This window comes from Ensifer sp. ENS06 (assembly GCF_014852205.1).
GTDB classification, from domain to species: domain Bacteria; phylum Pseudomonadota; class Alphaproteobacteria; order Rhizobiales; family Rhizobiaceae; genus Ensifer; species Ensifer adhaerens.
On sequence record NZ_JACVBC010000005.1, the window covers coordinates 370677 to 395854 of the forward strand.

20 protein-coding genes are annotated in these 25178 nt (G+C 61.1%); 13 read left to right on the plus strand and 7 right to left on the minus strand.

Translation table 11 applies throughout. The features are described 5' to 3' along the window. The first annotated feature begins 106 nt into the window (after positions 1-106). Together IB279_RS20770 and IB279_RS20775 are read left to right on the plus strand one after the other, a co-directional pair. Complete coding sequence (locus tag IB279_RS20770) at positions 107-766, plus strand: response regulator transcription factor (protein WP_113294464.1); 660 nt, start codon at positions 107-109, stop codon at positions 764-766. Positions 767-837: 71 nt separating this feature from the next. Then, positions 838-1941 carry a glycosyltransferase family 4 protein gene (locus IB279_RS20775; protein WP_309142307.1) on the plus strand — a complete coding sequence of 368 codons (1104 nt, stop codon included), beginning with the start codon at positions 838-840 and terminating at the stop codon, positions 1939-1941. Positions 1942-1978: 37 nt separating this feature from the next. Here the strand turns inward: IB279_RS20775 and IB279_RS20780 are convergent, their stop codons facing one another. Further along, a complete protein-coding gene (locus IB279_RS20780; protein WP_192339747.1) occupies positions 1979-3433 on the minus strand; it encodes a glycosyltransferase family 39 protein in 1455 nt (484 codons plus the stop codon). 586 nt (positions 3434-4019) lie between these two features. On the opposite strand from IB279_RS20780, the gene rfbF reads away from it, so the two are divergent. The 10 genes from rfbF to IB279_RS20830 all read left to right on the plus strand — a co-directional run bounded on the left by rfbF (position 4020) and on the right by IB279_RS20830 (position 14958). After that, entirely contained in the window at positions 4020-4844 is an 825-nt protein-coding gene (rfbF, locus tag IB279_RS20785) for a glucose-1-phosphate cytidylyltransferase (RefSeq protein ID WP_192339749.1), read from the plus strand. A 3-nt stretch (positions 4845-4847) separates the two neighbouring features. After that, positions 4848-6005: a CDP-glucose 4,6-dehydratase gene (gene rfbG, locus IB279_RS20790; protein WP_127890623.1), complete on the plus strand. Its 1158-nt coding sequence runs from the start codon at positions 4848-4850 to the stop codon at positions 6003-6005. Then, a complete protein-coding gene (locus IB279_RS20795) occupies positions 5995-7233 on the plus strand; it encodes a DegT/DnrJ/EryC1/StrS aminotransferase family protein (protein ID WP_192339751.1) in 1239 nt (412 codons plus the stop codon). Before rfbG ends, IB279_RS20795 begins: the two co-directional genes overlap by 11 nt. Before the next feature lie 91 nt (positions 7234-7324). Beyond that, entirely contained in the window at positions 7325-8302 is a 978-nt protein-coding gene (locus tag IB279_RS20800) for an NAD(P)-dependent oxidoreductase (RefSeq protein ID WP_192339753.1), read from the plus strand. 16 nt (positions 8303-8318) lie between these two features. After that, positions 8319-9332: a glycosyltransferase family 2 protein gene (locus IB279_RS20805; RefSeq protein ID WP_060610216.1), complete on the plus strand. Its 1014-nt coding sequence runs from the start codon at positions 8319-8321 to the stop codon at positions 9330-9332. Further along, positions 9304-9741, plus strand: a complete 438-nt coding sequence (locus tag IB279_RS20810) for a GtrA family protein (protein ID WP_060610213.1) — start codon at positions 9304-9306, stop codon at positions 9739-9741. The genes IB279_RS20805 and IB279_RS20810 overlap by 29 nt, the downstream gene beginning before the upstream one ends. Before the next feature lie 116 nt (positions 9742-9857). Next, the gene (gene cysD, locus IB279_RS20815) at positions 9858-10757 is read left to right on the plus strand and encodes a sulfate adenylyltransferase subunit CysD (RefSeq protein ID WP_034798293.1); all 900 of its coding nucleotides are present in this window, start codon (positions 9858-9860) and stop codon (positions 10755-10757) included. Further along, on the plus strand, positions 10757-12646 hold the full coding sequence (gene cysN, locus IB279_RS20820) for a sulfate adenylyltransferase subunit CysN (RefSeq protein ID WP_089045701.1): 1890 nt from the start codon (positions 10757-10759) through the stop codon (positions 12644-12646). The genes cysD and cysN overlap by 1 nt, the downstream gene beginning before the upstream one ends. A gap of 53 nt (positions 12647-12699) precedes the next feature. Continuing rightward, positions 12700-13509, plus strand: a complete 810-nt coding sequence (cysQ, locus tag IB279_RS20825) for a 3'(2'),5'-bisphosphate nucleotidase CysQ (RefSeq protein WP_060520989.1) — start codon at positions 12700-12702, stop codon at positions 13507-13509. A 75-nt stretch (positions 13510-13584) separates the two neighbouring features. After that, positions 13585-14958 (plus strand): O-antigen ligase, encoded by a 1374-nt coding sequence (locus tag IB279_RS20830; RefSeq protein WP_060520988.1) that lies wholly within the window; start codon positions 13585-13587, stop codon positions 14956-14958. Here IB279_RS20830 and IB279_RS20835 read toward each other — a convergent pair. The 4 genes from IB279_RS20835 to IB279_RS20850 form a co-directional block, all read right to left on the minus strand. Next, on the minus strand, positions 14924-15514 hold the full coding sequence (locus tag IB279_RS20835; RefSeq protein WP_060520987.1) for a sugar transferase: 591 nt from the start codon (positions 15512-15514) through the stop codon (positions 14924-14926). The genes IB279_RS20830 and IB279_RS20835 overlap by 35 nt on opposite strands. Before the next feature lie 78 nt (positions 15515-15592). After that, positions 15593-16801, minus strand: coding sequence for a DegT/DnrJ/EryC1/StrS aminotransferase family protein (locus tag IB279_RS20840; RefSeq protein ID WP_192339755.1), 1209 nt, complete (start codon positions 16799-16801; stop codon positions 15593-15595). A gap of 37 nt (positions 16802-16838) precedes the next feature. Continuing rightward, positions 16839-17522: a PIG-L deacetylase family protein gene (locus tag IB279_RS20845; RefSeq protein WP_192339757.1), complete on the minus strand. Its 684-nt coding sequence runs from the start codon at positions 17520-17522 to the stop codon at positions 16839-16841. Positions 17523-17683: 161 nt separating this feature from the next. Continuing rightward, a complete protein-coding gene (locus IB279_RS20850; protein WP_083523808.1) occupies positions 17684-18997 on the minus strand; it encodes a polysaccharide biosynthesis/export family protein in 1314 nt (437 codons plus the stop codon). 301 nt (positions 18998-19298) lie between these two features. On the opposite strand from IB279_RS20850, the gene IB279_RS20855 reads away from it, so the two are divergent. Next, on the plus strand, positions 19299-20648 hold the full coding sequence (locus IB279_RS20855; protein WP_309142305.1) for an oligosaccharide flippase family protein: 1350 nt from the start codon (positions 19299-19301) through the stop codon (positions 20646-20648). A gap of 372 nt (positions 20649-21020) precedes the next feature. On the opposite strand, the gene IB279_RS20860 is transcribed toward IB279_RS20855, so the two are convergent. After that, positions 21021-23153: an exopolysaccharide transport family protein gene (locus tag IB279_RS20860; protein ID WP_162727300.1), complete on the minus strand. Its 2133-nt coding sequence runs from the start codon at positions 23151-23153 to the stop codon at positions 21021-21023. A gap of 326 nt (positions 23154-23479) precedes the next feature. Then, positions 23480-24940, minus strand: a complete 1461-nt coding sequence (locus tag IB279_RS20865; RefSeq protein ID WP_110819731.1) for a polysaccharide lyase family 1 protein — start codon at positions 24938-24940, stop codon at positions 23480-23482. Positions 24941-25178 lie beyond the last annotated feature (238 nt).

Consider the following 25178-nt stretch of genomic DNA (forward strand, 5'->3'; position numbering starts at 1 on the left):
CGGAAAGAAAATTCGGAGAGGGGGACCGACACATGAACGACAACAACAAAGGGGCTCGACCTAAGCGAATGTCGGCGGACTTGGCGCCGACAGTCAGGCGGGCAGCATGACCACGCCGATACGCACAGTCATCATCGACGACCATCCGCTCGTCATCGTCGGCGCCCGCGCGACGATCGAGACGACCAACGATATCGTCTGCGTCGGCTCGGCCGGAACGGGTGCGGAGGCGCTCGCGCTGATCAAGGAAACCGGGCCGGACGTTTCGGTCATCGATATCGCCCTTCCCGACATGAGCGGCCTTACGCTGGCGGAGCAAATCCTCAAGCAGCAGCTTTCGGCCTATGTGGTGGTGATGACGATTTACCCGGAGCGCTCCTACGCACAGCAGGCGCTTCAGATCGGCGTCAAGGGCTTCATCCAGAAATGCTCCGCCCCCGAGCACCTGCTGCTTGCCGTTCGCTCCGTCACGCATGGCGGGCTCTATCTCGATCCGCCAACCGCCCAGGAACTCACACGCACGGCACCAAATCCCGGGTCGCGCACGATGAAGACGGCCGGCGTGCCGGGGCTGACCCGTCGCGAACAGGATGTTCTGCGCCTCGTAGCCCTTGGGTACTCCAACAAGGAAATCGGCGCGCGCGCCAATGTCAGCGTCAAATCGATCGAAACCTACAAGGCCCGGGCGACGGAGAAGCTGCAGCTCCACACGCGGGCGCAGATTGTCCATTTCGCCTTGACCCACGGCTGGATGAGCGCCGTCTAGGCCGTGGCCGGGTCGGGTGCAGGCGGGATGCCCGCCTGCCCCAATCGAGACAGGAGCCGCCATTGCGAATTGTGTTTGTGCTTTCAGGGCTTGGTGCCGGCGGCGCAGAAAAGGTCGTCAACATCCTCGCGCGCCATCGCTCGGCCCGCGGTGACGACGTGCACGTGCTCGCGCTCAACGCGGAAACCCCGGAGACCTACTTTGCCTACGACAGGTCGGTCCGCGTGGAGGCGCTCGGCGGCGGCTCTTCGGTGCCCGTGTTCAGGACGGCTGCACGTATCGCCCGATTGCGCGCGCGCCTGCGCGCTCTGTCGCCCGATCTCGTCATTTCCTTTCTGACGAAGGTCAACATCATGGTCGTGCTTGCCAGCCGCGGCCTCGGCCTGCGGCTCGTCCTTTCCGAGCGAAACAACTTCAATACGCAGGACATGAACGGGCTGTGGCGATTGGCGCGGCCGCTGGCGGCTCGCCTGGCAGAGCGGCTGGTGATGCAGACGACGGAAGCGGTCAATTCGCTGCCACCGGCCCTCAAAGCCAAGGCCGTGATCATCCCCAACCCGATCACGCTTCAGCATGTGCGTGACAAACAGTCAGGTACCGTCACCCGGGTGCTAGCCGTCGGCCGCCTGGACAGGCAGAAGGGCTTTGATCTGCTGATAGACGCCTTTGCCGATATCGCTGGGGGCGCGCCGAACATGACGCTGACCATCTTCGGCGAAGGCCCGGAACGGTCGGCGCTTGAGGAACAGGTCCGACGCCTCGGCCTTTCGAACCGAGTTCGTCTGCCGGGCACGACGAAATCACCGGTCGAATGGATAAACGCCGGCGATATCTTCGTCCTCAGTTCGCGCTTCGAAGGCTTCCCGAACGTGCTGCTGGAGGCGATGTCCGCGGGCCTTGCCAGCATCGCCTTTGATTGTCCGTGGGGGCCGTCGGAAATCATCGACACGCCGGCGGTGGGCATGCTCGTCCCCAAAGAAGACATTCGCCGGCTGGCAGACGCGATAGCCCGCCTGGCGGCCGACGCAACACTGCGGCACCAGATCGGCGCCATGGGCGCACGCGCGGTTGCCGCGCGCTACGCGATCCAGTCGGTCCTTCAGCAATGGGACGACGTCATCGCTGCGCCTGAGGAGGCCCAGGCGCTTTACCCGGCAGCGCGCGTATCGACCTGATACGCACCGCCTCAGGAGGCGAGGCCGCATCACCCGATCACGACCCGGGCGGCGTTGCTGGCTTCAGGTAGAGGGTCGGGATCCCATATCTGTCCTTGAAACCGAGAGACGCGGACTGCACGTAGCCGTGGCTTTCGGCAAAGGCACGCATCGGCTTTTCCAGTTCGTCTTCAAAGCCAAGCAGAAACGCCGCCGGCGGGTCTTTCTCGAACAGCGCTTCGATCGTCGATGGTGACGTCATCTTGTAGTACTTCGCCAGCTCGGGGCTCGTCATGTCGGCGGTGCGGTAGGCAAACGGCCCTGTCGCCAGCTCGGCATAGACATCGAGGCCGCCTTCCAGCGGATAGATGGGCGCGAGCGTCGCAACCTTGCCGGTGACGCCGGCAGCCTGCATTCTCTCAGCAATCGTCACGCCTCCCTCATGCACGCGCATCGTCGTCCACTGCTGCGGATGGGTCGCCTTGCCGAGGTATTGACCAAGGCGCGGCGCGTTGACCGCAAGGACGACAAGCACGGCCGACAGCAGGATCGGCCGCACCATGGGGAGTGCGCGCGGACCAAGTGCCTCGAGCAAAAGGCCAAACGCCAGCGGAAGGCAGACGAGCGGCGGCGCAAAATACTGGGGGAACCCGGGCGTCGGAACGAAGCTCAGCACAAAGCTGCAGACGAGCACGCCCGCAAGCACCAGCACCTCCCTCATGCGCAGCTGTGGTTCGACCGCCACGTTGTCGGTGCGCCGGGCAAGAACGATGAACGTGACGGCGATGATCGCGGCAAGCGCCACGGCCACGGCCGGTGCAAGCCATATATCCTGCGCCATGACCAGTTTCTGGGCGAGCGACATCGCACCGCCCTCCCCGTCGCCGCTCATCAGCCGCCAGTATTGCGGATGCGGACCGGTATGGTAGCGCACCACATGCGCCAGGAAGAGTTGCGGATCCCTGACGAGATAGAAAAGGATCGGCGCGCCGCCGACAAGACCGCCGACCAGCAGCGGCGCCGCGACCTTGGCAATACGATCCTTCAGCGCCAGCGATCGCGGCAGAAGGAATGCGGCCACGGCCACGGCCGGGATGAAGGCTATGGCGCTCAGCTTGAAACACACGGCCAAGCCCAGCAGAAACCCGGCCAGCGCCACCAACAACGAACGGCGCTGTTCATTACGCAGGGCGAGAAGAAAGAGGCTGAGGCCGAGAAAGGCGAACGGCCACGGCAGGAAATTGTTGGTGGCGCCGACACCCGTCTGCGTCAGGAACAACTCGTTCACCAGCGACAGGATGCCGACACAGACAGTTGCCCAAGCCGAACGCGTCAACACATACACCACGCCGCCGACAGCGACTGCCATAAGGATCCAGGCCAGGAAGACACCGAGGCGACCGCTTAAGAGCAGGTCGCTGGACCCGGTCAGCTTGCTGATGCCGTAGAAGTACCACGCGGAGGCCGGCGGATGATTGTAGAAGAAATCGGCGTAGAGCGCCTGGTTGTTCAAGAGTCTAGCCGGCGGGACATACAGCTGCTCGTCTCGCCGCATCTCGAAATTCATGATCCGAAGAAACAGAAAATAGAAAACGAACAGGAAGAACAGAGCCGCTGCAACTTGATAGAAAATCCCGACCGATTTTCCTTCAACAGAGTCCTGTCTTTCCGAAGAAACACTTGCTGGATAGGTCATGCAAAAACTCCGAACAAAAATAGACGAAGTATAAAATAAAGGCGGACTGTGGGAACGATGCAGTCGCACACGGCTTCAAATGGATCACACAGGATCGTAATGCGCAGCGGCGCATGGCCTAGCGGGACAACCCCGACAAGCGTGCAGGGATAAACCTGACACGTAAAAAGGCTTGCGGCCAAGCAGAATATAAGGTATTTCTTGTATATTAGTTACTTAACATAACGGAAACCCTGGGACTTATCCAGACATATTCCGTAGCGCGCAGGTAACCACCTGCTTTTATTGACGTGCATTTTTATCAGTTATTGAAAACGCTCAAATCGCGCATTGGATCGCGATTGCTCATGAATAAAACCTGAGACGTCAACACTATCCCAAACATATCTTCTTGGAGACCGCTATGAAAGTCGTTCTCTTTGCGGGAGGGCTTGGCTCGCGCCTGGCCGAGGAAACCACGCGTATTCCCAAGCCGATGGTCGAGATTGGTGGCAAACCCATCATTCTTCACGTCATGGACATTTACAGCCACTGGGGGCACCGCGACTTTGTCGTTGCCGGCGGCTATAAGTGCATGTCGATCAAGAGCTTCTTCCATAACTTCCATCTGTCGACCGCAGACTTTACCGTCGCGCTGGGAAGCGGCTCGATGGTGCTGCACCCCAATCATCCGCTCGACTGGAATGTCTCTGTCGTGGACACCGGCCTGTCGACGATGACCGGAGGGCGGCTCCTGCGCCTTCGCGAGTGGCTCGACAACGAGCCATTCATGGTGACCTATTCGGACGGCGTCGGAAACATCGACATCGAGGCGCTGCTGGCGTTTCACCGCTCGCACGGGCGCCTTGCGACGGTCACCGCCGTGCAGCCACCGGCCCGTTTCGGCAACCTCGAGATCGAAGGCGACCAGGTCGTCGAGTTCACCGAGAAGGTGCAGAAGAAGGAAACCTGGATCAACGGCGGCTTCTTCGTCTTTGAACCCGGCGTCCTCGACTACATTCCGAGCCTTTCCGAACCGCTCGAAATGTCGCCGCTGACCAATCTCGCCAGGGACGGTCAACTGTTTGCCTACAAGCATCACGGCTTCTGGCATCCGATGGACACGATCCGCGATCGCGATTACCTGAACGGGCTGTGCGAAAGCGAAGATCCGCCGTGGCTGCACTTTGAACGCGATCACCTGTCCGCCGCGGCAGCCGCACCCTCCACCCATCACGTACGGATGTAGGACATGGCTTTGATCACCAGCGAGGTCGACCTTGCCGAGGCGTTCCGCGGTCGAAAGATCCTGATCACGGGACACACCGGTTTCAAGGGAGGCTGGCTCTCGCTCTGGCTAAGGCGACTGGGTGCATCGGTGGTCGGCCTCTCGCTGCCACCGTCGACACCGTCCTTCTACCTGGCGACCGGCCTCGGCGACGTTATCGACGGCCATGAGGGCGACATCCGGTCTGCCGCCGACGTTGCGCGGGCAATCGACGGACAGGATTTCGATCTCGTCATTCACATGGCCGCGCAGGCCGTGGTTCGCGCCTCCTTCGAGAACCCGGCTGACACCTATGCGACCAATGTCGTCGGCACCGCGATCGTGCTCGATGCGGCAAGGCGCATGAAATCCCTGAAGGGCGTGATCGTCGTCACCAGCGACAAGTGCTACGAGAACCGCGAATGGGTCTGGGGCTATCGGGAAAACGACCCGATGGGCGGGCGCGATCCCTACAGCTCGTCGAAAGGCTGCGCTGAACTCGTCGCAGCGGCCTATCGATCCTCGTTCTTCAATGACCCCAACGGGCCGCAGCTCGTCAGCGTGCGCGCCGGCAACGTCATCGGCGGCGGCGACTGGGGTGCCGACAGGCTCGTGCCCGATCTGGTCCGGTCGGTGGAAGGCGGCAGCCCCGCGCGGCTGCGCAATCCCTCGAGCATCCGGCCGTGGCAGCATGTCTTCGAACCGCTTCGCGGTTACATGATGCTGGCGGCGCACCTGCTTCACGGCAGAACGCGCTTTGCCGGCGGCTGGAATTTCGGCCCCGACCAGGAAGCGACCGTCAATGTCGGAACGCTTGCCGACATGGTCGTCGCCCAATGGGGTGACGCGCCGCCGAAATACATCGTCGAGCCGCAGGTAAACGCGCCGGTGGAATCGACCATTCTGCGCCTCGACAGCACCAAGGCCCGCACGGAACTCGGCTGGAAGCCGGTGCTGCGCCTGCGCGACACCGTGGCCATGACTGTCGCCTGGTACCGCAAGTACCGGGAGGATCCGAGAAACATCCGGTCGTTCTCGGAGCATCAGATCGAGCAATACGCCGGCGCCTGGAAACAGGAAGTCGAACACGAAGCAAGACCATTGCCATTGCGCGACATCGGAGATTGGAAAGATGCGAGTTAATTACGGACAGTCCGTTTACGGTCAGGAAGAGATCGATGCCGTTGTGGCAGTCCTGCGCTCATCGACACAGATGGGCAAGGCCGTCAGGACGATGCAGGAACGTGTCGCGACCCTCTTTGCGAAACGGCACGGCATCATGGTGAACTCCGGTTCGTCCGCGAACCATCTCGCCATCGAAATCGCCGACCTCCCGAAGGGATCCGAGGTCATCACGCCCGCATTGACCTTTGCGACGACCGTCGCCCCGATCGTGCGCGCCGGTCTTATCCCGGCATTCGTCGACGTCGTCGAAGGCACCTACAATATCGACGTCGATGCGATCGAGCGGATGATTACCAGGAAGACGAAGGCGGTGATGATCCCGTCTCTGATCGGCAACCTGCCCGATTGGGATCGCATTCGCGAAATCGCCGACGCGCACAAGCTGCTGGTGATCGAAGACAGCGCCGACACGCTGGGCGCGACGATCAGGGACAGCAGCACCGGCGCGCGTTCCGATATCAGCACGACCAGCTTCTACGGCTCGCATGTCATTACCGCGGCGGGCAACGGCGGCATGGTCTGCGTCAACGACGACGAGCTGGCGCGCAAGGCGATGCTCTATCGCTCCTGGGGCCGCACATCCTCGCTCTTTGTCGAATCCGAGACCATCGAGAACCGGTTCAACATCGATCTCGACGGCTTCGACTATGACGCCAAGTTCGTGTTCGAGGTGCTGGGCTTCAACATTGAACCGTCCGAAATGGGCGCAGCGTTCGGGCTTGTCCAGCTCGATCGGCTGCAGCAGAACATCGACGCGCGCGAGCGCAACTTCGCCAAGCAGCGCGCCTTCTTCGAGACCTACGAGGACTGGTTCGTCCTGCCGGAGCAACTTCCGCTTTCGCGAACCGGGTGGCTGGCCTACCCGATGACCGTGCGCGCCGATGCGCCGTTCACCCGCCGGGAGATGCAGATCTTCCTGGAACAGCGCGACATCCAGACCCGTCCGGTGTTTACCGGAAACATCCTGCGCCAACCGGCGATGAGCGGCGTTCATAGCAAGGTCGAGCCGCGCGGCTATCCGGTCGCCGACGACGTGATGCGTGGCGGCATTCTGCTTGCCTGCCACCACGGCCTGACGCAGGCGCACCTGGACCATATCCACCAGTCCTTCCGTGATTTCGCCCAGCGGTATGCAAACTCCGGCGCCACGAAGCGCCGGGATCATCAGCCGGCCTCGTTCTTCTGAGCGAACACGAAACGCGCTTCCCCCGGCCAAGGGGAGGCGCGTCAGACGGATCTTCGGTCCTCGGCGGTCACGCGTAGATGAGAAGAGGCGCATGTCGAGAATATTGATAACCGGTGCCGCTGGCTTCATTGGTTCGCATCTAACGCGGACCTGCCTCGACGCGCGCCATGAAGTACATGTGGTGGTGCGGCCCGGCTCGGAAGACAGCCGGCTCGAGGCAGTCGACGGTGCGTTCACCCGGCACAATTTCGACCTTCAGTCCGACGATGCCATGCGGCGTTGCCTGCAGGAGGTCGAGCCGGAAATCGTCTTTCATCTCGCCGCCCGCACGCGCCGACGCGAAGAGGCGGAGCTCAACGATGCCAAGGCGGGCATCCGCGAACACCTCAACGCATTGCTCGGTCTGCTCGGCGCGGCAAGTGCGCTGCGCCACCCGCCGCGAAAGATCATCCGAACCGGATCGCTTGCCGAATATGGCGCGACACCCGCCCCCTACGAAGAAGACAGCCGCGAGATCCCGGTAAATGCCTATGGGGCCGAGCTGACGGCCGCGACCCATTTCATCGGCGGGTTGCAGGCACGCCTGCCATTCCCGGTGATCACCGCGCGGCTGGCACTTGTCTTTGGCCCGAGGCAATCGACCGAGTTCATGATCCCGTCCTTCATCGAGCGTTGCCTTGCCGGCCAGCGCTGCCTCGTCCGCCATCCCAGCGACCGGCGCGACCTGCTCTATGTCGACGACGTCGTCGAAGCGCTGCTGCGGATTGCCGATGCGCCGGTCAGCACCCGGCTCGTCAATGTCGCAACCGGCATCGCCCCACCGATGCGCGAGGTCGCGCGCCTCATCGTCGAACAAACGGGCGCCGATCCCGCCCTCATCGAATACGGCTCGGCCACCTCGACAGGGGGCATCCGCGATTTCCGGGCAGCACCGGGGCGCGCCAAGGATCTGTTCGGGTGGAGCGCCCGCATACCGTTTGCGGAGGGACTGGCCCGCACCATCGCATGGCACCGAGCCGTCGTGCCTCCGGCCTCGACCGACGGCCACGCTACGCGCAAGACCGTTTGAGGGTGGTGACAACGAGATGAAAAAGAGACAGAAAATCTCGATCCTGGTACCGGCCTATAACGAGGAGGCCAACGTCCGGCGCGCCCACGAGGCGATCGTCGACATGTTCCGCAGCTTGCCTGAATACGACCGCGAAATCATCTTCACGGACAACCACTCCACCGACAAAACCTTCGAGATCCTGACGGAGATCGCGAGCGAGGATCCGAGCGTTCGGGTGATCCGCTTCAGCCGCAACATCGGCTATCAGCGCTCGTTGCTCGTGGCCTACAAGGCGGCGACCGGCGATTGCTCGGTGCAGATCGACTGCGACCTGCAGGATCCGCCGCACCTGATACCCGGTATGATCGATCTCTGGCTAAAGGGGCACCAAGTGGTCTACGGCATTCGCCGAACGCTCACCGACGGCTGGCTGACAACCCATATCCGCCGGGCCTTCTACTGGTGCATCAATGCACTCAGCGAGGACGATCTGCCGCTCAACGCCGGCGAATTCAGGCTCGTCGACCGGTGCATCCTCGACGAACTGCGCAAGGTTGACGACACGTCTCCCTATCTGCGTGGCCTCATCAGCGCCATGGGGTTTTCGCAGGTCGGATTCGAATACGACCGTCAGGCCCGTGTAGCCGGCGAAAGCAAGTTCCCGTTCAAAGCGATGCTCTCGCTTGCCGTCGATGGCATTCTCAACCATTCGCTGACGCCGCTCAGGCTCGCCTCGATGGCGAGCCTGGTGATGGGCACTGCCACGCTGCTGCTTCTGTTCGGCTACCTCGTCGGCAAGCTTCTGTTCGGGCAGGACTGGCCCGCCGGCTTCGCGACGACCACAATGCTGCTTTTGCTCTCCATCACGCTCAACGCGATCTTCCTTGGTATCATGGGCGAGTATGTGGGCCGCATCTTCATGCAATCGAAGCACCGGCCCGCCCCGATCATCGAAGCTTCGATCAACAATGACGAACACCGGCGGCCGACGCCGGCGATGCCGGATTGGAGGCGCGGCGATGTCGCTGCCGACAACAAAAGACGCTAGCTCCCGGCAGCGTGCCGGCGAAACGCTTGCCCGGTTCGCGGCGGTGGGCGCCGTGACGACCCTGCTCGACATGGCTCTGTTCAACACGTTCTATTTCGCGGGGGCGCCGCCAACGCCGTCGAACCTCGTTTCCTATTCCTGCGGCATCGCGGTCAGCTACATGCTCAATCGCGCCTGGACTTTCCGCGCCGCCCATAGCCACGTGCAAGCGGTGAAGTTCGTCGCCGCCACCCTGACGGGTCTGTTGATATCGACGGCGATCGTCGCGGGCCTTGCCCTCCTGATCCCGGCACCGGTCGCCAAGGTGATCAGCGTTCCGATCGTCTTTGTCTGGAATTATCTGGCGTCGCGACTTTGGGTCTTTCGCGGCTCAGAGGCGCCAAGTACAGAAACAAGAAATAACGCCTAAATTAACAAGTATTATTTACGCCTACAGTTCTTTAAAACATGATTTTCTACTGAAAACGAAGATAGAATTTCGAGATATATGAATTTTTTATTTTGCAGTTTTGGAGTATTCGCCCGATGTCCTTAACTCATTTGCAGCGCCTGGAAGCCGAGGCGATCCACATATTCAGAGAGGTCGCCGCGACCTTCGCGAAGCCGGTCATGCTCTATTCGGTGGGCAAGGACTCCTCCGTCATGCTGCATCTGGCGATGAAGGCATTTTATCCCGGCAAGCCGCCCTTCCCCTTCCTCCACGTCGACACCACCTGGAAATTCCGCGAGATGATCGAGTTTCGCGACCGCACTGCGGCCGAACTTGGCATTGACCTGCTTGTTCATATCAATCGCGAGGGCGTCGAGCAGAAGATCAACCCCTTCACCCACGGCTCCAACGTACATACGCATGTGATGAAGACGATTGCGCTACGTCAGGCGCTCGACAAATACGGCTTCGATGCGGCCTTCGGGGGCGCGCGGCGGGACGAGGAAAAGAGCAGGGCAAAGGAGCGCATCTTCTCCTTCCGCAACGCCCAGCACGCCTGGGATCCGAAGAATCAGCGGCCCGAACTCTGGAAGAGCTACAACACGCGCGTCGGCCCATCCGAATCCATTCGCGTCTTTCCCCTGTCCAACTGGACGGAACTCGACATCTGGCAATACATCCTCAAGGAAAACATCCCGATCGTACCGCTCTACTTCGCCGCACGCCGGCCGGTCGTCGAGCGGGACGGCATGCTGATCATGGTGGATGACGAACGCATGCCGCTCCACGCGGACGAGAAGGTCGAGCAGCGCCTGGTGCGGTTTCGCACGCTCGGCTGCTACCCGCTCACCGCTGCAATCGAATCCAACGCCACGACACTCCAGGACATCGTCCGCGAAATGCTGACCGCCCGCACGTCGGAAAGGCACGGCCGCCTGATCGACGCGGACGAAACCGCATCGATGGAGAAGAAGAAGCGGGAGGGGTACTTCTAATGACCGCCAGCATTCCCGCAACACCGGGCAGCGTGCTCGAATATCTGGCCAAGCAGGAGAAGAAATCGCTTCTGCGGTTCATGACCTGTGGTTCGGTCGACGACGGCAAGTCGACGCTGATCGGCCGGCTGCTTTACGATAGCAAGCTGCTCTTCGACGACCAGCTTGCAGCACTCAAGCGCGAGACCAAACGCAACAGCACAAACCACGGCGACATCGATTTCGCGCTCCTGATCGACGGCCTGGAGGCTGAAAGAGAACAGGGCATCACCATCGATGTTGCCTATCGCTTCTTCGCCACCTCGCGCCGCAAGTTCATCGTGGCCGACGCGCCAGGGCACGAGGAATATACCCGCAACATGGTCACGGCGGCGTCCACGGCGGCCCTTGCCGTCGTGCTCGTCGACAGCCGCAAGGGTATTCTTCGGCAGACGCGGCGCCACTCCTTCATCGCGTCCCTGCTCGGGGTGCGCCACGTCGTTCTCGCCGTCAACAAGATCGACCTCGTCGGTTTTGACCGCAGGGTCTTCGACACGATCGTCGCCGACTACAGGGCCTTTGCCGAGAACCTCGGCTTCTCGACGATCACGCCGATCCCGATTTCGGCGCGCTTTGGCGACAACATGACGGGGCGTTCGCCGAACATGCCCTGGTATGGCGGTCCAACATTGCTGGAGCATCTCGAGACGGTGCCGATCGAGGAAGAGGCAGCCGAAGCGGAATTCCGTTTCCCGGTCCAACTTGTCCTTCGCCCAAATCTCGACTTTCGCGGCTTTGCCGGCCAGGTGGCATCGGGCAGCATTGCTGTCGGCGATCCGGTCGCGGTGGCAAAATCCGGCCAACTCTCCAGGGTCAAGGAAATCGTCACTTATGACGGAAAGCTTGCGCGCGCGGTCGAGGGCCAGTCTGTCACGCTCGTGTTGGAGGACGAACTTGATATCTCGCGCGGCAACATGCTCGTGCCCCCGGAAGACCGGCCGCATGTCGCCGATCAGTTCATGGCGCACGTGATCTGGCTTCACCCGGATGCGATGCTTCCCGGACGCAGCTACATCCTGCGCACGGAGGTCGACAGCGTCAGCGCGACCATTACCAGCCTCAAACACCAGATCGACGTCAACACTTTTGCCGAGGAAGCGGCAAAATCGCTGCGCATGAACGAGATCGGCGTCTGCAATCTTTCTACCCAGGCGCCGATCGTCTTCGACAGCTACAAGGACAATCGGACCACCGGCAACTTCGTGCTGATCGACCGCTTCACCAACGCCACGGTCGGCGCCGGCATGATCGACTTTCCGCTCCGTCGCGCGCTCAACGTGCATTGGCAGGCCCTCGACATCAACAAGAAGGCCCGTTCCGCGCTCAATCATCAGACGCCGCGCGTGCTGTGGTTCACGGGTTTCTCCGGCTCGGGGAAATCGACGATCGCCAACACTGTCGAGAAAATGCTGCACGCCCAGGGCAAGCACACGTTCCTGCTTGACGGCGACAATGTCCGTCACGGCCTCAACCGCGATCTCGGCTTCACCGAAGAAGACCGCGTCGAGAACATCAGACGCGTGGCCGAAGTCGCGAAACTCATGACCGAAGCGGGCCTGATCGTGCTCGTGTCGTTCATCTCGCCGTTCCGCTCGGAGCGCCGCATGGCCCGCGAATTGTTCGGCCCGGGCGAATTCATCGAGATTTTCGTCGACACCCCGATCGAGGAATGCGCGCGCCGCGATCCCAAGGGCCTCTACAAGAAGGCGCTCGCCGGCGAGATCAGCAACTTCACCGGCATCAGTTCGCCTTACGAGCGCCCGGAGACGCCGGAAATCCACCTGCTCACCTTGGGCCGCGAAGTCACGGCGCTTGCAGGCGAAATCGAGGCCTATCTCGACAATCAATAAGCGCCAGTTCGGCGCAGCAGACGACGCCGCCAGCGGCAGTACGGAGAGAGACGATGATCGATACGCTCACGGCCGCAGCGATAGAGGCTGGCAAGGCCATTCTCGACGTCTACGCGCGTGATATCACGGTCGATGAAAAGGCCGATTGTTCGCCGGTCACCGAAGCCGACCGATGTGCCGAAGAGATCATCCTTGCCATTCTGGCTCGAACTTTCCCTGATATCCCGGTGGTCGCCGAGGAAGCCGTCGCGGCAGGCGCCGTTCCCGAAATCGAGGGCCAGCGCTTCTTCCTCGTCGACCCGCTCGACGGCACCAAGGAATTCATCAATCGACGAAGCGATTTCACCGTCAACATCGCCTTGATCAGCGACGGCGAGCCGGTGGCGGGCGTCGTCTTTGCGCCCGCCCGGCTCGTCGGCTATGTCGCCGAAGGGGGACGGGCGACGAAGTTTCAGGTGACCGCCGACTTTGCCGTCACCGAGACCACGGAAATACGGTGTCGAGAACGGCCTGAAAATCTGACCGCGGTTGCCAGCCGTTCGCACAGCGATGCCGAAACGGCGGATTTTCTGGAGCGGAACGCAATCCGCGACTGCACGTCGATCGGCTCGTCGCTCAAATTCTGCCTGCTGGCCGAGGGGCTCGCCGATGTCTATCCCCGTTTCGGGCGCACGATGGAATGGGACACAGCCGCCGGCGACGCCGTGCTGCGCGCTGCCGGCGGGCGCGTCACGACGCTTGACGGGCAACCGTTCCGCTACGGGAAGCGACGCCAGGCAAATGATTGCGATTTTGCCAATCCCGGCTTCATCGGCTGGGGGCGTGATTGCGGGCCGGAGGTTCGCGAAAAGGAAGCGGACTAAAAGGAAAAAGGCTAGAGTGCCTGAAAACGAGGTTCAAACGCACGGCCTCGTGTCGGTTGAAGGTGACGGCATGCCATGAACATGTTCAACCATACCCTTTCGGCCGGACTGAGTGCTCGTCGCGAAGCCGCGCGCCGCGATGCGCCTGGCATCGTGCTCACCAAAAAGATCGAGTTCCTGCTGCTGGTCGGCGCCGTCTTCTTCTGCTCGATGAACTATTTTCGCTATGGCGATACGAACTTCACCGTCGCCGATTTCCTCGCCTTGCTTTGCTTCTGCTTTGCGCTGCTCAACCGCAACATCGATTTTCAGCTGTTCGGGCGCGTCAGCAGCGGATTGTGGTGGCTGGGACTGACAATGCTGGTCTCCGGCCTGCTGGTAAGCAGCATCGCAGGCCCGGACCCGATGCGCGGCATCGTCGTCGTCACCCAGTATCTCTACGCCTATCTCTTCGTAGTGCTGTTGTTCAGCGGTCGTACGCTCGATCAGCTCGTGCTGCTCGCGAAGACCTATGTGTTCTCGATCCTCGTCCTGTGTTTCCAGGGCATCTATCTCATCCATATTGATGGCCGCACGAACACGAACTTCGTCAGCGGCAACGGCCGCTTCAGCGGCCTGATGGAGCGTGAAAACGAGTGCGCGGCGGTGATAGCGCTCGCGGTCCCGATCCTGCTTGTGTTGATGACGACGAAGCGGATCAACCGCATCTATGCCGTCTTTGCCCTATTGATTCTGATTTACGGGATCCTGCTGACCGGCTCCAACACCGGCCTCATCGCTCTCGTCTTCGGCATGAGCGTATTTGCCGTCATCGGCGTCAACTGGAAGCGGCTTATCGTCAACGTCGCCCTTTTGGCCGGCATGGTTCTCGCGGTCTTCACATCCGCCCGTGACTATCTTCCCGCCGCGTTCCAAAAGCGCGTGCTCGGAGCGCTCGAAAGCGGCGATATCGGCCAGGCCGGCACATTCGATCATCGCGTCGAGCTGATCTATGAAGCGATGAACATGACCGACAGCACCTTGCTGCTCGGAGTCGGCGCGGACCAGTACCGGATCGCGAGCGCCATTCACCAGCCGGTTCATAATCTCTATCTGCTCTTGTGGACGGAAGGCGGCCTGGTCTCGGCGCTCGGTCTTCTGGTGATGCTGCTTTCGGCCTTCGGCCCGGCGCTGGCCGTGGCGCGGCTTCCTGGCGGGCGACCGTTTGCAGGCTGCATCGTCGCCAACGTCTCCATGCTGCTGTTGGTCGCGAATGCCGTGCCGCACGCCTATAGCCGCTTCTGGCCCTTCCCGCTCGTGCTGCCCGTGGCCCTTGCCTGCGCCTACATCGCGTTCTCACGCTCGGCAAAACCGGCAGCGGACGCCTTTGCTCAGCCCGAACCGGTGCCACAACCCGAACTGCGACAGAAGGACCTTATCGCTCAGGCACGCTCTGGCGTGCCGCGCTGAGCCGGCGTTCGCTGATCCGATCTCCGAGGATCATCACCAGAACAGTTTCGGCGATGATCTTGAGATCGACCCAGGCTGATCGGTTGGCAATGTACCAGAGATCAAGATCGAGCTTGTCGTCGTTCGAAAGAATGGCGTTGCCGCTAATCTGGGCCCAGCCGGTGAGCCCCGGCCGAACGCTGCACCGGCGAACCCCGCGCTCGCCCAGCGCGTCGATCGTCTCCGGAAGGATCGGCCGCGGGCCGATGAGACTCATGTCGCCGATAAGGATGTTCCAGAACTCGGGCAACTCGTCCAGGCGCGTCCGGCGAAGCAGAAGCCCGAACCGTCCCGTGCGCTCGGCGTCGCTGAGGGGGCGGCCTTCGGCGTCTCGTGCATCCGACATCGACCGAAACTTCATCATGCGAAACGGACGCCGGTCGAGCCCCGCCCGGGTCTGGTAAAACAACACGGGCCGCCCAAGCCAGATGGCGACCGCAATCCCGACCACCAGCATGATCGGCAGGCTCAAGAGGCCCGCGACCAACGCAAAGACGATGTCAAAGCACCGCTTCATCTCCAACTCCCATGCACCGGTCGGCACATGGCCGGGCAACCGCGTCGCGGCTGCTCGACCGTTCCCGAAATCGCGGTTTTATGCCCGCGCTTCCATTTCAAGCACCGGCGCGCGTTGACCCAGAGCGGGAAGAGACGCTTCGGTGACGACGGCATGCAAGAAGCGGGCGGCCTTGGTCATCGCCTCTTCGCTCTGCGCCGGATCGACGAGAAGCGCGATACTGGTTTCGCCGAGCCGGCGTGCGACCGGGAGCCGCTCGGACGGCGAAAGCCCAAGTTCGGTAAAGCACTTCTCCAGGTAGACCTCCGAGCAGCTTCCGGAAAAACACGGCACGCCTGCCGCGTTCATCGCCGCGACGATCCAATCGCGGTCGTGTCCGGGCTTCAATGCCTCCGGGCGAACGAACGCGTAGTAGCGGTAATAGGCGTGGCGATATCCCTTCGGCAACGTCGGCACGCGCAACGCTGCAAGCTCTAGGGCCACCTCGTCGAGGATCGCAGCGTTGCGAGACCTTGTCGCGTGCCATCCCGGAAGGCGCTCCAATTGCCTTGAGCCGAGAACGGCCGAAAGCGATGTCATCCGCCAGTTCGTGCCGATCGTTTCATGCAGCCAGCGGAAGCCCGGCGGGTGCTCTCTGAGGAATGCTGCGTCGTAGGATTTGCCGTGGTCCTTACGGCTCCAGGCCTTCTTCCATAGTGCCTCGTCGTCAAGAGCGATCAGGCCACCCTCGCCGCCGGTCGTGATGATCTTGTCCTGGCAAAAGGAGAATGCGGCGATATCGCCGAAACTTCCGACCGGCTTGCCGTCAATCTCCGCGCCGTGGGCCTGCGCGCAATCCTCGATCACCCATAGTCCCGCCTGTCTGGCAAGGGCCATGATTTCCGGCATGTCGCAGGGAAACCCGGCCAGGTGAACCGCGATGATGCCCTTTGTCCGGCTGGTGATCTTCGGTGCGATCGTTGCGGCGCTGATGTTTTGGCTATTCTCGTCGACATCGGCAAAGACGGGAACGCCGCCGCAAAACGAAACGCACGACGCCGAGGCGACGAAGCTGCGCGGTGTCACGATCACCTCGTCGCCGGGTTCGAGACCGAGCGCGAAAAGCGCCAGCTCCAGCGCTAGCGTACCGTTTGCAAGCGCGATGGCGTGCTTGCGCCCGAGTGCACGGGCATAGGCTTCCTCGAAGGCTGCGACGTGCGGCCCGGTCCAGGCATTCACCTTGCCCGACCTCAGGACCGCTGCAACATCCGCAATCTGTTCCTCGTCATATACCGGCCACGTCGCCACAGCTTGCTCCCTCGCTCGACTGAAAACTCCGGAAATATCAGATGACCTGCCGAACCATCACGAAGGCCTCGGCGGCCGACTTCAGCACGGTTGCGCCGCGCAATGTGGCGAGCGCGTTCAAGGTCTCGAGGCTGCGCTCATGCGGCGCCGCCCGAACCTGGGACTTGAACGCCTTCATCGCCGCAAGCTTTCGATCGATATGGTCGCTGATGTCGACAAACACATTCGGTGCGAAGCCCGGCGTCACATAAGGCGCGTTCCAGTTTGTCTCCGAAAGCGTCTCGTAAGCCAGGATCACCTTGGGATAGCCGGGCTGATGCGGTCTTGCGGCCACCATCGACGACAGGAAGATCAACTGATGATCGATATGCATGTCACCGACAAAGGGGATGATCAGCGTCTGCGGCGCGATGGAGCGCACCAGCTCGAACAGAGCGGCGTTGAGCGCCGAATGGGAGGTTTCGCAAAGGGCTGCGGCGGGAAAGCCCAGCCAGCGCGTTTCCTTGACACCGAGAATCCGATGCGCCTCATGGGCTTCGGCCTGAACGGCTTCCACCGAGGCGCGATCATAGGCCGGTGGTTTTCCCTCCGTGACAACAGCCACGAAGACGTCGCTTCCTTGCGCCGCCAGCCGCGCCATCGTCCCGCCGGCACCCAGAACCTCGTCGTCGGGATGTGGCGCGATGACCAGCGTTCGTCCGAGCGTTTCAATCAGGCTCATCTTGCCGCCCTCACCAACACGCCGATCGCCGCCGTTCTCAGAACCGTTTCCCGACGATGACGGTCATCCTCTTCGTCAAAGCCCGACGTCAGCCCACATGCGAACTCGCCCCTCACGCAACTCTCCATCTATGCACGGCCGAAGCCCCTATTTTTCCGAAGTTACAAGCCGGCGATCGACACGAAGATGACATCCCCAGGTAGCACCGCGGTAACGTTCGTGGCCTCGATGCTCTGCCTGCTCTTGGCCTCGCCGCGACCGGTCTCCCGGTCGATCTTGTAGAGAAACGATACCTGTTCCTGCTTGCTCGAATCGACCGCCGCAGCAGCCATCAGGACCATCTGCTCCTTGGTTGTCTGACGCTGGGTTTCGAGCTTCTTGAGCGTGGCCTCGCGCTCCTGGAGCAAGGTCAGGATCTCCTTCTCGCGGTTTGCCTTCAAGGTTTCGAGCTGTAGCTTCAGGTTCGCGAGCTCGCGGTTGGAGCGCCCGATCTCGGAGATAAGCTCCAGCAATCGCGATTTTTCGCTCGAGGTCGCCATCTTCACCCGTGAAAGCTCGGATTCCGTGTTCAGCTCCCGTTTCCTGAGCGCGAGCGTCCTCGCCTCAACCTGTTCGTTGAGCGCGACGACCTCCTCCTGCTGCTCCTTGAGCTTGTCGAGGATCGTGAGGCTCGCCTCGGTCTGCATGATGCTCTGGTTGAGGATCTCCATCTGGTTCTTTGTCGACAGCAGGTCCGTCTTCAGGATCTTCTCCTCGATCGCGACCACGGGACCGACGGAAGCTTCATCGACATACATCTTGACGCCTTCCGGAATATCCTTGAGGTCGACCTTCTCGGAACCGCGCAATTGTGCGTAAAGCCGGGCGGTGTAGATCGCCTCCCGCACGATCTCGACATCCGTTTCCTCGATCGTGCCGCGCAGCTTCGCCTGGGCGATGATGCGGTCAGCCGGATTGCTCATCGCCGTCTGCGGTCCACCGGCAAGGCCGACGGCCTGCTCGACCGTCAGTCCCGGATAATAGGCGAAGGAGCCCGGCGTGCGCACTTCGCCAAGGATCAGCACAGGTCGAACCGTTACGATGGAAAGCGACAGCTTTGGATCGGTCAGCAACTGGCGGGACAGATATTCGCTGCGCAAGGCGTCAACCGCCTCGGGAATGGTTCGCCCCTCGATCTTGAACGCGCCGATCAAGGGAAAGGCGGCTGCTCCATCGGTGCCGATCGTCAAGGGCGTCGGCAGCTCGGCATCATCCAATATGTCGAAGGACAGCACGTCCCCGACCGAAACCCGGTAGGCGGCAGGCGCCGCTTGGATCGTGGGCACGGCTGTTGCAGCGCCCGATGGGGTGGCGCTGGGCGTACTGGCGGTTGATGCGCCGGCAGCGTGAAGGGGACCCGTCAGCAACAACGTCGCCGTCGCGACGAAAGCGATATGACTGACGATGCGAAAGATTGTTTGAGCCGGAAACTTCATGCTTCCCTCTAATGAATAAATCCGAACTTCACGGTGGTTCAACCGCACCAAAAGAAGCGGAAATTAAACTCCAACAATGGATGAATTTATTTTACGAGACCTCTGTAATTTCTTTCGGTCACTATGATATGCTTCAAAAACAGGTTCCACTGCACAATTTTTAATTGCATATGGATAAGTAATTAAATTTTCCCAGAAACAGGGAAACAAATTTTCCTCGCAGTGCGAGAACACTAAAACACATATTAGCATTCTTCCATGAAACAGACGTAATTGCAACCTCGAAGCAGGATGTAATTTTGTGATATTATTGGAATCACTACTAAAAAAGACAAGAAAGTATCGTTTAGCCTGGCAAGCCGAGGCGGACCTCCACGGACGGCTCAAGAACATAGCGCACCTGCTGACCGGCAACTTCGCCAGCGCCTTCATCGGACTGGCCGGCTTTGCCCTGACGGCGCGTGCGCTCGGCCCTGCCGACTATGGCCTCCTGGCCCTCTCCTTCGCCTACACGCGCGGCATCGAGCGCTTCGTCAGCTTCCGCTCCTGGCAGCCGCTCATCAAATACGGGGCGAAGGCCCTTCAGGTCGGCAAGACCGACGACCTCAAGGCATTGTTCAAATTCGGGCTGCTGATCGATCTCGCCACCGCCCTTGCGGGATGGGGTCTGGCGGTGCTGATCGTGCTGTTTGCAGGACCGCTTTTCGGCATTTCCGAAGAGATGAGCCGCTTCGTGCTGATCTACTGCGCGGTCCTGCCTTTCCAGGTGACCGGCATGCCGACAGCGGTGATGCGCCTTTATGGCCGCTTCAAGATTGTCGCCTATGGCCAGGTCGCCGCCAGCATCCTCAGGGCACTCCTGTGCCTTGCCGGCGTCTATCTCGGCTGGGGGCTGTTCGAGTTCATGCTTCTGTGGATGGCGTCGCAGATCTGCAGCAGCCTGAACAGGACCGCCTGGGCTTTCCGCGAGTTGCGCAAGCAGGGGCTGACCGGCGTCATGTGGGTGCCGCTCGGCGATATCCGGACCCGCTTCCCCGGTTTCTGGAGCTTCTCGCTGTGGACCAACATGGCGCTCATCATCCAAGCCTGCGCCTTCGAATTCGACACGCTTCTTGTCGGTTATCTCGCTGACCCGGGGTCAGCCGGCCTCTACCATATCGCCAAGCGGGTGGCGAAGATCGCGCAGCAGGCGGGCGAGCAGGTTCAGGCCGTGCTCTATCCGGATCTTTCGCGCGTCTGGGCAACCGAGGGGATCGACGAATTTAGGAAGACCGTCAGCCAGACAGGATGGCTGCTCTTCGCCTTCGGCGTCTGCGCCCTCGTCGGCGCGCACCTGACTATTGAATGGGTGCTGCGCGTGACGGCCGGCCCGGGTTTCGAAGCGGCCGCCTCTCTCGTCATGGTGCAGTTCGTCGCCGTCATCATGTTTCTTTGCGGCAGAACCCTCTATTCGGCCCTGCTCGCCATGGGGCACGAAAAGATCCTGCTGCAAAGCGCGCTTCTTGGGGGCGTCCTCTTCCTCTTCACGGCAGTCGTCCTCATCCCACGTGTTGGTGCTGTGGGCGCGAACGTTGCGCATATCGTGATGTCCGGCGTCTGGTTCGTGCAGATGGCGATCGCCTATCGCCGCAAGCTGGACAGCAAGCGCTGACCTCTAGCAATCGGTTTTCCGTTTGCCGGGCTCACCGTCAGCCTGACCCGCCCCCCCTATCGACGCGAGCGAACTCATGTGTCGCACTGACTTTCGACGAGTTTACGCCGATCCGAGGGAACAAGAACTTTGCCAAAGCGGCTGCACCGATCGTTCGGACGCAGACGTTAGCGACGATCACCGCACACCGAAAGCTGTTTCGGCACGAAGCCAGACCAACGCGCGCTCGAACGAGCCGGCAACGGACGCGACTGTCGAACATCAAGGCTTTCGCTATTTAACGATGGGCCGATCAACAGACCGGCTGAGGCGACTTTGGCCGTCGGCGCTCGCCAGTTGCGAACGCCCCCCCGCGCGGCTTGACGGCGGCGCCTACTCCGACCGGTCGCAGTAGTTCATGACGCTGCCGAGAATAACCGCGTGGTTCAGCGACAACCGTTGCTGAACATTGGCGAGCTGGCGATCCGTCGTGCCGCCCGAGCGGCAGACCAGAATGACGGAATCGACGTGCGACGCGAGCCAGATCACGCCTTCGTTTTCTTCGACGGCCGGCGCGTCGACGATGATGAGATCGTAGCTGTCGCGCAGTTCGGCACAAAGGACATCGAGGTTCATCAGGCCCGGCCGCACCGAAATGAACTCGAGGTGGGGATAGGCCGGCGACGTCGCGATCCGGCTCTTGATATCGACCTTGCCTTCGAGCGGCGCCGTGATCGCGGTATCCTTGGTGTTGGCACCGGCAATGTTCGGCGCGCTCTGCGCAGACATGTCAAGGTCGATGACGATCGGGCGCAGTCCGTCGACCTTTGCCATTGTCGCCATGCCGAGCGCGACTGTGGTCTTGCCGTCTCCGAGCGCCGGCGAGCACAACATCACCACCTTGCCGCCCGCCTCATGGTCGATCGTGAGCCAGGCCATGCATAGCGTGCGCATGGCGGTCGCCGCCGGTGACTCCGGATTGTTCAGCATGTAGTGATAAAAGGCCGACGAATTCCGCAAGCGCTTGCGCATATCGGGGACACTGGCAAGGTTCGGACGGTTGAGCAGTTGCTCGGCGTCGCGCGGCAGGTACAGCCTGCTCTCCAGCGAGTCCGAAATGATCACCCCGACGACCGCGAGCAGAACGGCCCCGATGCTGCCGGCGACGATCACCAGCGTGTTGTTCGGGAACGTCGGCTTCGTCGGCACTTCCGCATAGGACGCGATCCGTGCGGTCGGCTTGTACTCGCCTCTTTCGGGATTGAGCGCACCCAGCCTGAGCACGATCTGGTCGTAGATCGCCTGTTCCGACTGAAGGTCGCGGGCAAGTTCACGCCGACGGATTTCGGCAAGGTTGCGCCCCTGGACCTTGTCCTGCAGCGCGCTCAGTTCCGTCTGGAATTTTTCGGCGCGCACCGTTGCCACCTTGGCGTTGTTTGCCAGCTCGTGCACGAGGCGCTGCGCCTCGTTGCCGATCATGGTGCGCACGGACTCAAGCTCGTTCGTGGCGTCGAGGACCAGCGGGTGGTTCTTGCCGAACTTGGCGCCGAGCTGCGCACGCGTGCGCTCGAGCCGCGCCTCTTCACCACGCAACTGGTCAAGCTGCGTCGAGGTCAACGCACCGCCGGCCAATTCCTTCCCGTCGGAAGACACCAACTGCTTGGCCTCGTTGTATTTCGCAACCGCGCCGGCTTCCTCGACGCGCAAGGTCACATATTGCTCGTTGAGCTGCAGCATGCGGGCTCTTAGAACATCATCCTGCGGATCGAAGGTCAGGTCGCTGTCGCGGGCAAAGGCGGCGATATCGCGCTCCATGCCGGCAATTCGGGTCGCGCTGTTGGCCATCTCGCCGCGCAGATACGCAACCGTGTTGTTCGTGGCCTCTTCGGTCTTTTTCGCCGTCCAGGAGAGATATTGCTCGGCGAGTGCATCGGCGATCGTGGCCGCCTTCAAGGGGTTCGATTGCACCACGCGGATCGTCAGCGCGAGGCTTTCCCCGGTACGGGTGACGACATAGGAGTTCAGCAGCGTCGAGATGGCGCGGTTGCGCTGCACATTTTCCGAGATCAGCCGCTCCTTCTGGGTGCTCTCTGCCGGCGCGCCGAAAATGAACTCGGAGATGTTGGCGAAGAACGACTGCAGGAACGTCTCGTGCTCGCTGCGGGTTTCAGGCAGGTAAGTGTTGAAATCGGGATCGTTGACCAGGTTGAGCGCATCGACGACGACGCCCACGAAGACGCGCGAGCGGATCACGTCCAGCTCCGTTTCCATCACCGACCGGTCGCGTTCGAGCTTGCGCAACTCGACCTGCGCCTCGTAGGGGCGGACGTCGTTGCGGTCGAAGACGATGGCCGAAGCTGCGGTATAGGAGCGCGGCAGCAATGCGGCCGTCAGCAGCGTCGCAAGCAACGCAAACCCCAGCAGCGAGAAGAAGATCACGCGATACCGGCGGAAAAGCTCGACCAGATCGCGGATGCCATATCCGCGTGGCGCAACACGCGCCTCCCGATACTGAACCGCAGGCATTTGGCCTCGCCCTGGAGGCGCTTCGACTTTGCGATCGATGGTCAGCATGAGAGCCCTAACATATAAATTTGATAGAAATACCTGACGTCAAAGAACTGTAGCCACGCTCACACAGAATACGCGCGGCAAAAGGCAACGCCACGCAGGTAAATTACTGACATAGAAATAACATTCAAATTTAGAAAACTATATTATACCACGTCCGGAAGAGCAATAGTTGGTTGCCGCCGAACCACGGAACGATTTGACCTCCATGGTTGCGACAAACATTCTCGGGCACGTCCGACAATTGCGGGCCGCTGCAGAAGAGAAACCGTAGGCCACCTCTAGTTCGGGTAGCGACCGGCAATCCGCTCCTGCGACAACCATTCCATGAACTGATCGAAGCGCGTGCCCCCACCGGTCGAGGCAGGCTCCCAGGCGTCATTCACACCGACGACGCCGCCGAATTTTTCCTCCACGCTATCGGCCATGCCATCGCCGTCCTCGTCGGCATAGGCATCTGCCTCTTTAATCGCGGGGATCTCGCCGGGCGCAACCACCATGCGCCCTGCTCCTCTCTCGCCTTGTGCACCCATATCCTTGATCCAGGCGACATCGAGATCGTCGCGGGGAAACGCACCGGACTGGCCGCGCACCTCTTCATATGCCTCACCCGCTGCAAGGAGCGCATCAACCGCCAAGGGGCAAGGCGGGCGGTTCACCACGAATTGGTCTGTTCCTGGCGAAAGCAATTGAAGCGACTTGGATGGCGGCGCCCACAACTCGTTGCCGCTCTCGTAGATCTGCGGCTGGCCGGCGCTTTCGACATTCTGCCACTTGATTGCGTAGGTTTTCTCGACCGTGCTCGGACCCGCCTTGAAGTAGTTGCCGACATAGGAAATCGGCGTGCCGCCCGGATACTGCGAGAACACCTCGCCCCACTCGGAACGTGCATTGAAGAACACGTTGTTGACAATCTCGATGCAGGATTTTCCGTAGTGGTTGTTGTCGGGATTCCGGTCATTGTTGGAAATGCAGGCGTTTCGCCAGAAGGTAATGTTCTGCGGGACTCTGGGATCGGCGCCGAGAAGGGTGCACTTGCTGTGCTTGTTCAGCCCCTCGGCAAAGATCGAATTCGCGATGGTGATGTCGGTCGTGTTGGAATAGGTGCTGACGTTCTCGTCGGTCGCCCAGGACATCGACGTATGGTCGAAATAGACGCGCTGGCTGTTTTCGATCACCGCCGCATGGACGTTCTTGACGGAGTTCGGCAGCCGCGGCCGAATGCGCAGATGCCGGACGATCACGTCGTGCGTCTGCTTGGCAACAAGCGGGGTATGCCTCAGTTCGTCATTCGTCTGGTCGATGGTCAGCAAAATGCCGCCACCCGGCGCCGTCTGCCCGAGGATCGAGACCGAGTTGTTATCCTCGCCGATCACCAGCGAGGATTTGAGCTGGATGATGCCGGAAACGCGAAACACGCAATTTCGTGCCCCAGTCGCCTCGATGCATTCGCGCAGCGTGCCCGGGCCGGAATCCTCAAGGCTCGTCACCTGGATGATGCGGCCGCCGCGGCCGCCCTGCGCCATCTTGCCGTGCCCTTCGGCACCGGGAAACGCGACCATCTGCGGCTCGCTGGCGGAAGCCGCGACACCCAAGAAGGCGGAAAGCAGGGCAAGCGTGCGCGCACCATGCTGAAAAGCCTTTGCGCGTCGAGTCTGTTGCTGGAAAGACCGAGAACCGAAATGGCCGGCCGACCGCGGCGCACGTGGCGATGTGCGCGGCATGACAATCTCAATCGGCATACAGTTTACTCCCAAAGCCTTTTGGCGAGGCCCCGCTCCAGAAGCTTGAAAACGCTCGTGCAGGGCAATTCATTCCGCCCTATATCGTCAATCAAAAGAATATTTTTCGCGCAATTCGGGGCGAAGCTTTCCACTTTTGTTATAGTTCGTCAATTCGATTTATTTGCATCACCCGAATTAGGTATATAACTCGCGCTTTTGACCTCTCGAAGTAGCATTGAGACGGTGCTACAGTCTC

Bases quoted from the DNA above. Each gene is read 5' to 3' on its own strand.
- IB279_RS20805 (WP_060610216.1), top strand. From the start codon at position 8,319: ATGAAAAAGAGACAGAAAATCTCGATCCTGGTACCGGCCTATAACGAG.
- rfbF (WP_192339749.1), top strand. From the start codon at position 4,020: ATGAAAGTCGTTCTCTTTGCGGGAGGGCTTGGCTCGCGCCTGGCCGAG.
- cysQ (WP_060520989.1), top strand. From the start codon at position 12,700: ATGATCGATACGCTCACGGCCGCAGCGATAGAGGCTGGCAAGGCCATT.
- IB279_RS20860 (WP_162727300.1), bottom strand. From the start codon at position 23,153: ATGCCTGCGGTTCAGTATCGGGAGGCGCGTGTTGCGCCACGCGGATAT.
- IB279_RS20830 (WP_060520988.1), top strand. From the start codon at position 13,585: ATGAACATGTTCAACCATACCCTTTCGGCCGGACTGAGTGCTCGTCGC.
- rfbG (WP_127890623.1), top strand. From the start codon at position 4,848: ATGGCTTTGATCACCAGCGAGGTCGACCTTGCCGAGGCGTTCCGCGGT.
- IB279_RS20850 (WP_083523808.1), bottom strand. From the start codon at position 18,997: ATGAAGTTTCCGGCTCAAACAATCTTTCGCATCGTCAGTCATATCGCT.
- IB279_RS20845 (WP_192339757.1), bottom strand. From the start codon at position 17,522: ATGAGCCTGATTGAAACGCTCGGACGAACGCTGGTCATCGCGCCACAT.
- IB279_RS20800 (WP_192339753.1), top strand. From the start codon at position 7,325: ATGTCGAGAATATTGATAACCGGTGCCGCTGGCTTCATTGGTTCGCAT.
- IB279_RS20865 (WP_110819731.1), bottom strand. From the start codon at position 24,940: ATGCCGATTGAGATTGTCATGCCGCGCACATCGCCACGTGCGCCGCGG.
- cysD (WP_034798293.1), top strand. From the start codon at position 9,858: ATGTCCTTAACTCATTTGCAGCGCCTGGAAGCCGAGGCGATCCACATA.
- cysN (WP_089045701.1), top strand. From the start codon at position 10,757: ATGACCGCCAGCATTCCCGCAACACCGGGCAGCGTGCTCGAATATCTG.
- IB279_RS20810 (WP_060610213.1), top strand. From the start codon at position 9,304: ATGTCGCTGCCGACAACAAAAGACGCTAGCTCCCGGCAGCGTGCCGGC.
- IB279_RS20770 (WP_113294464.1), top strand. From the start codon at position 107: ATGACCACGCCGATACGCACAGTCATCATCGACGACCATCCGCTCGTC.
- IB279_RS20835 (WP_060520987.1), bottom strand. From the start codon at position 15,514: ATGAAGCGGTGCTTTGACATCGTCTTTGCGTTGGTCGCGGGCCTCTTG.
- IB279_RS20795 (WP_192339751.1), top strand. From the start codon at position 5,995: ATGCGAGTTAATTACGGACAGTCCGTTTACGGTCAGGAAGAGATCGAT.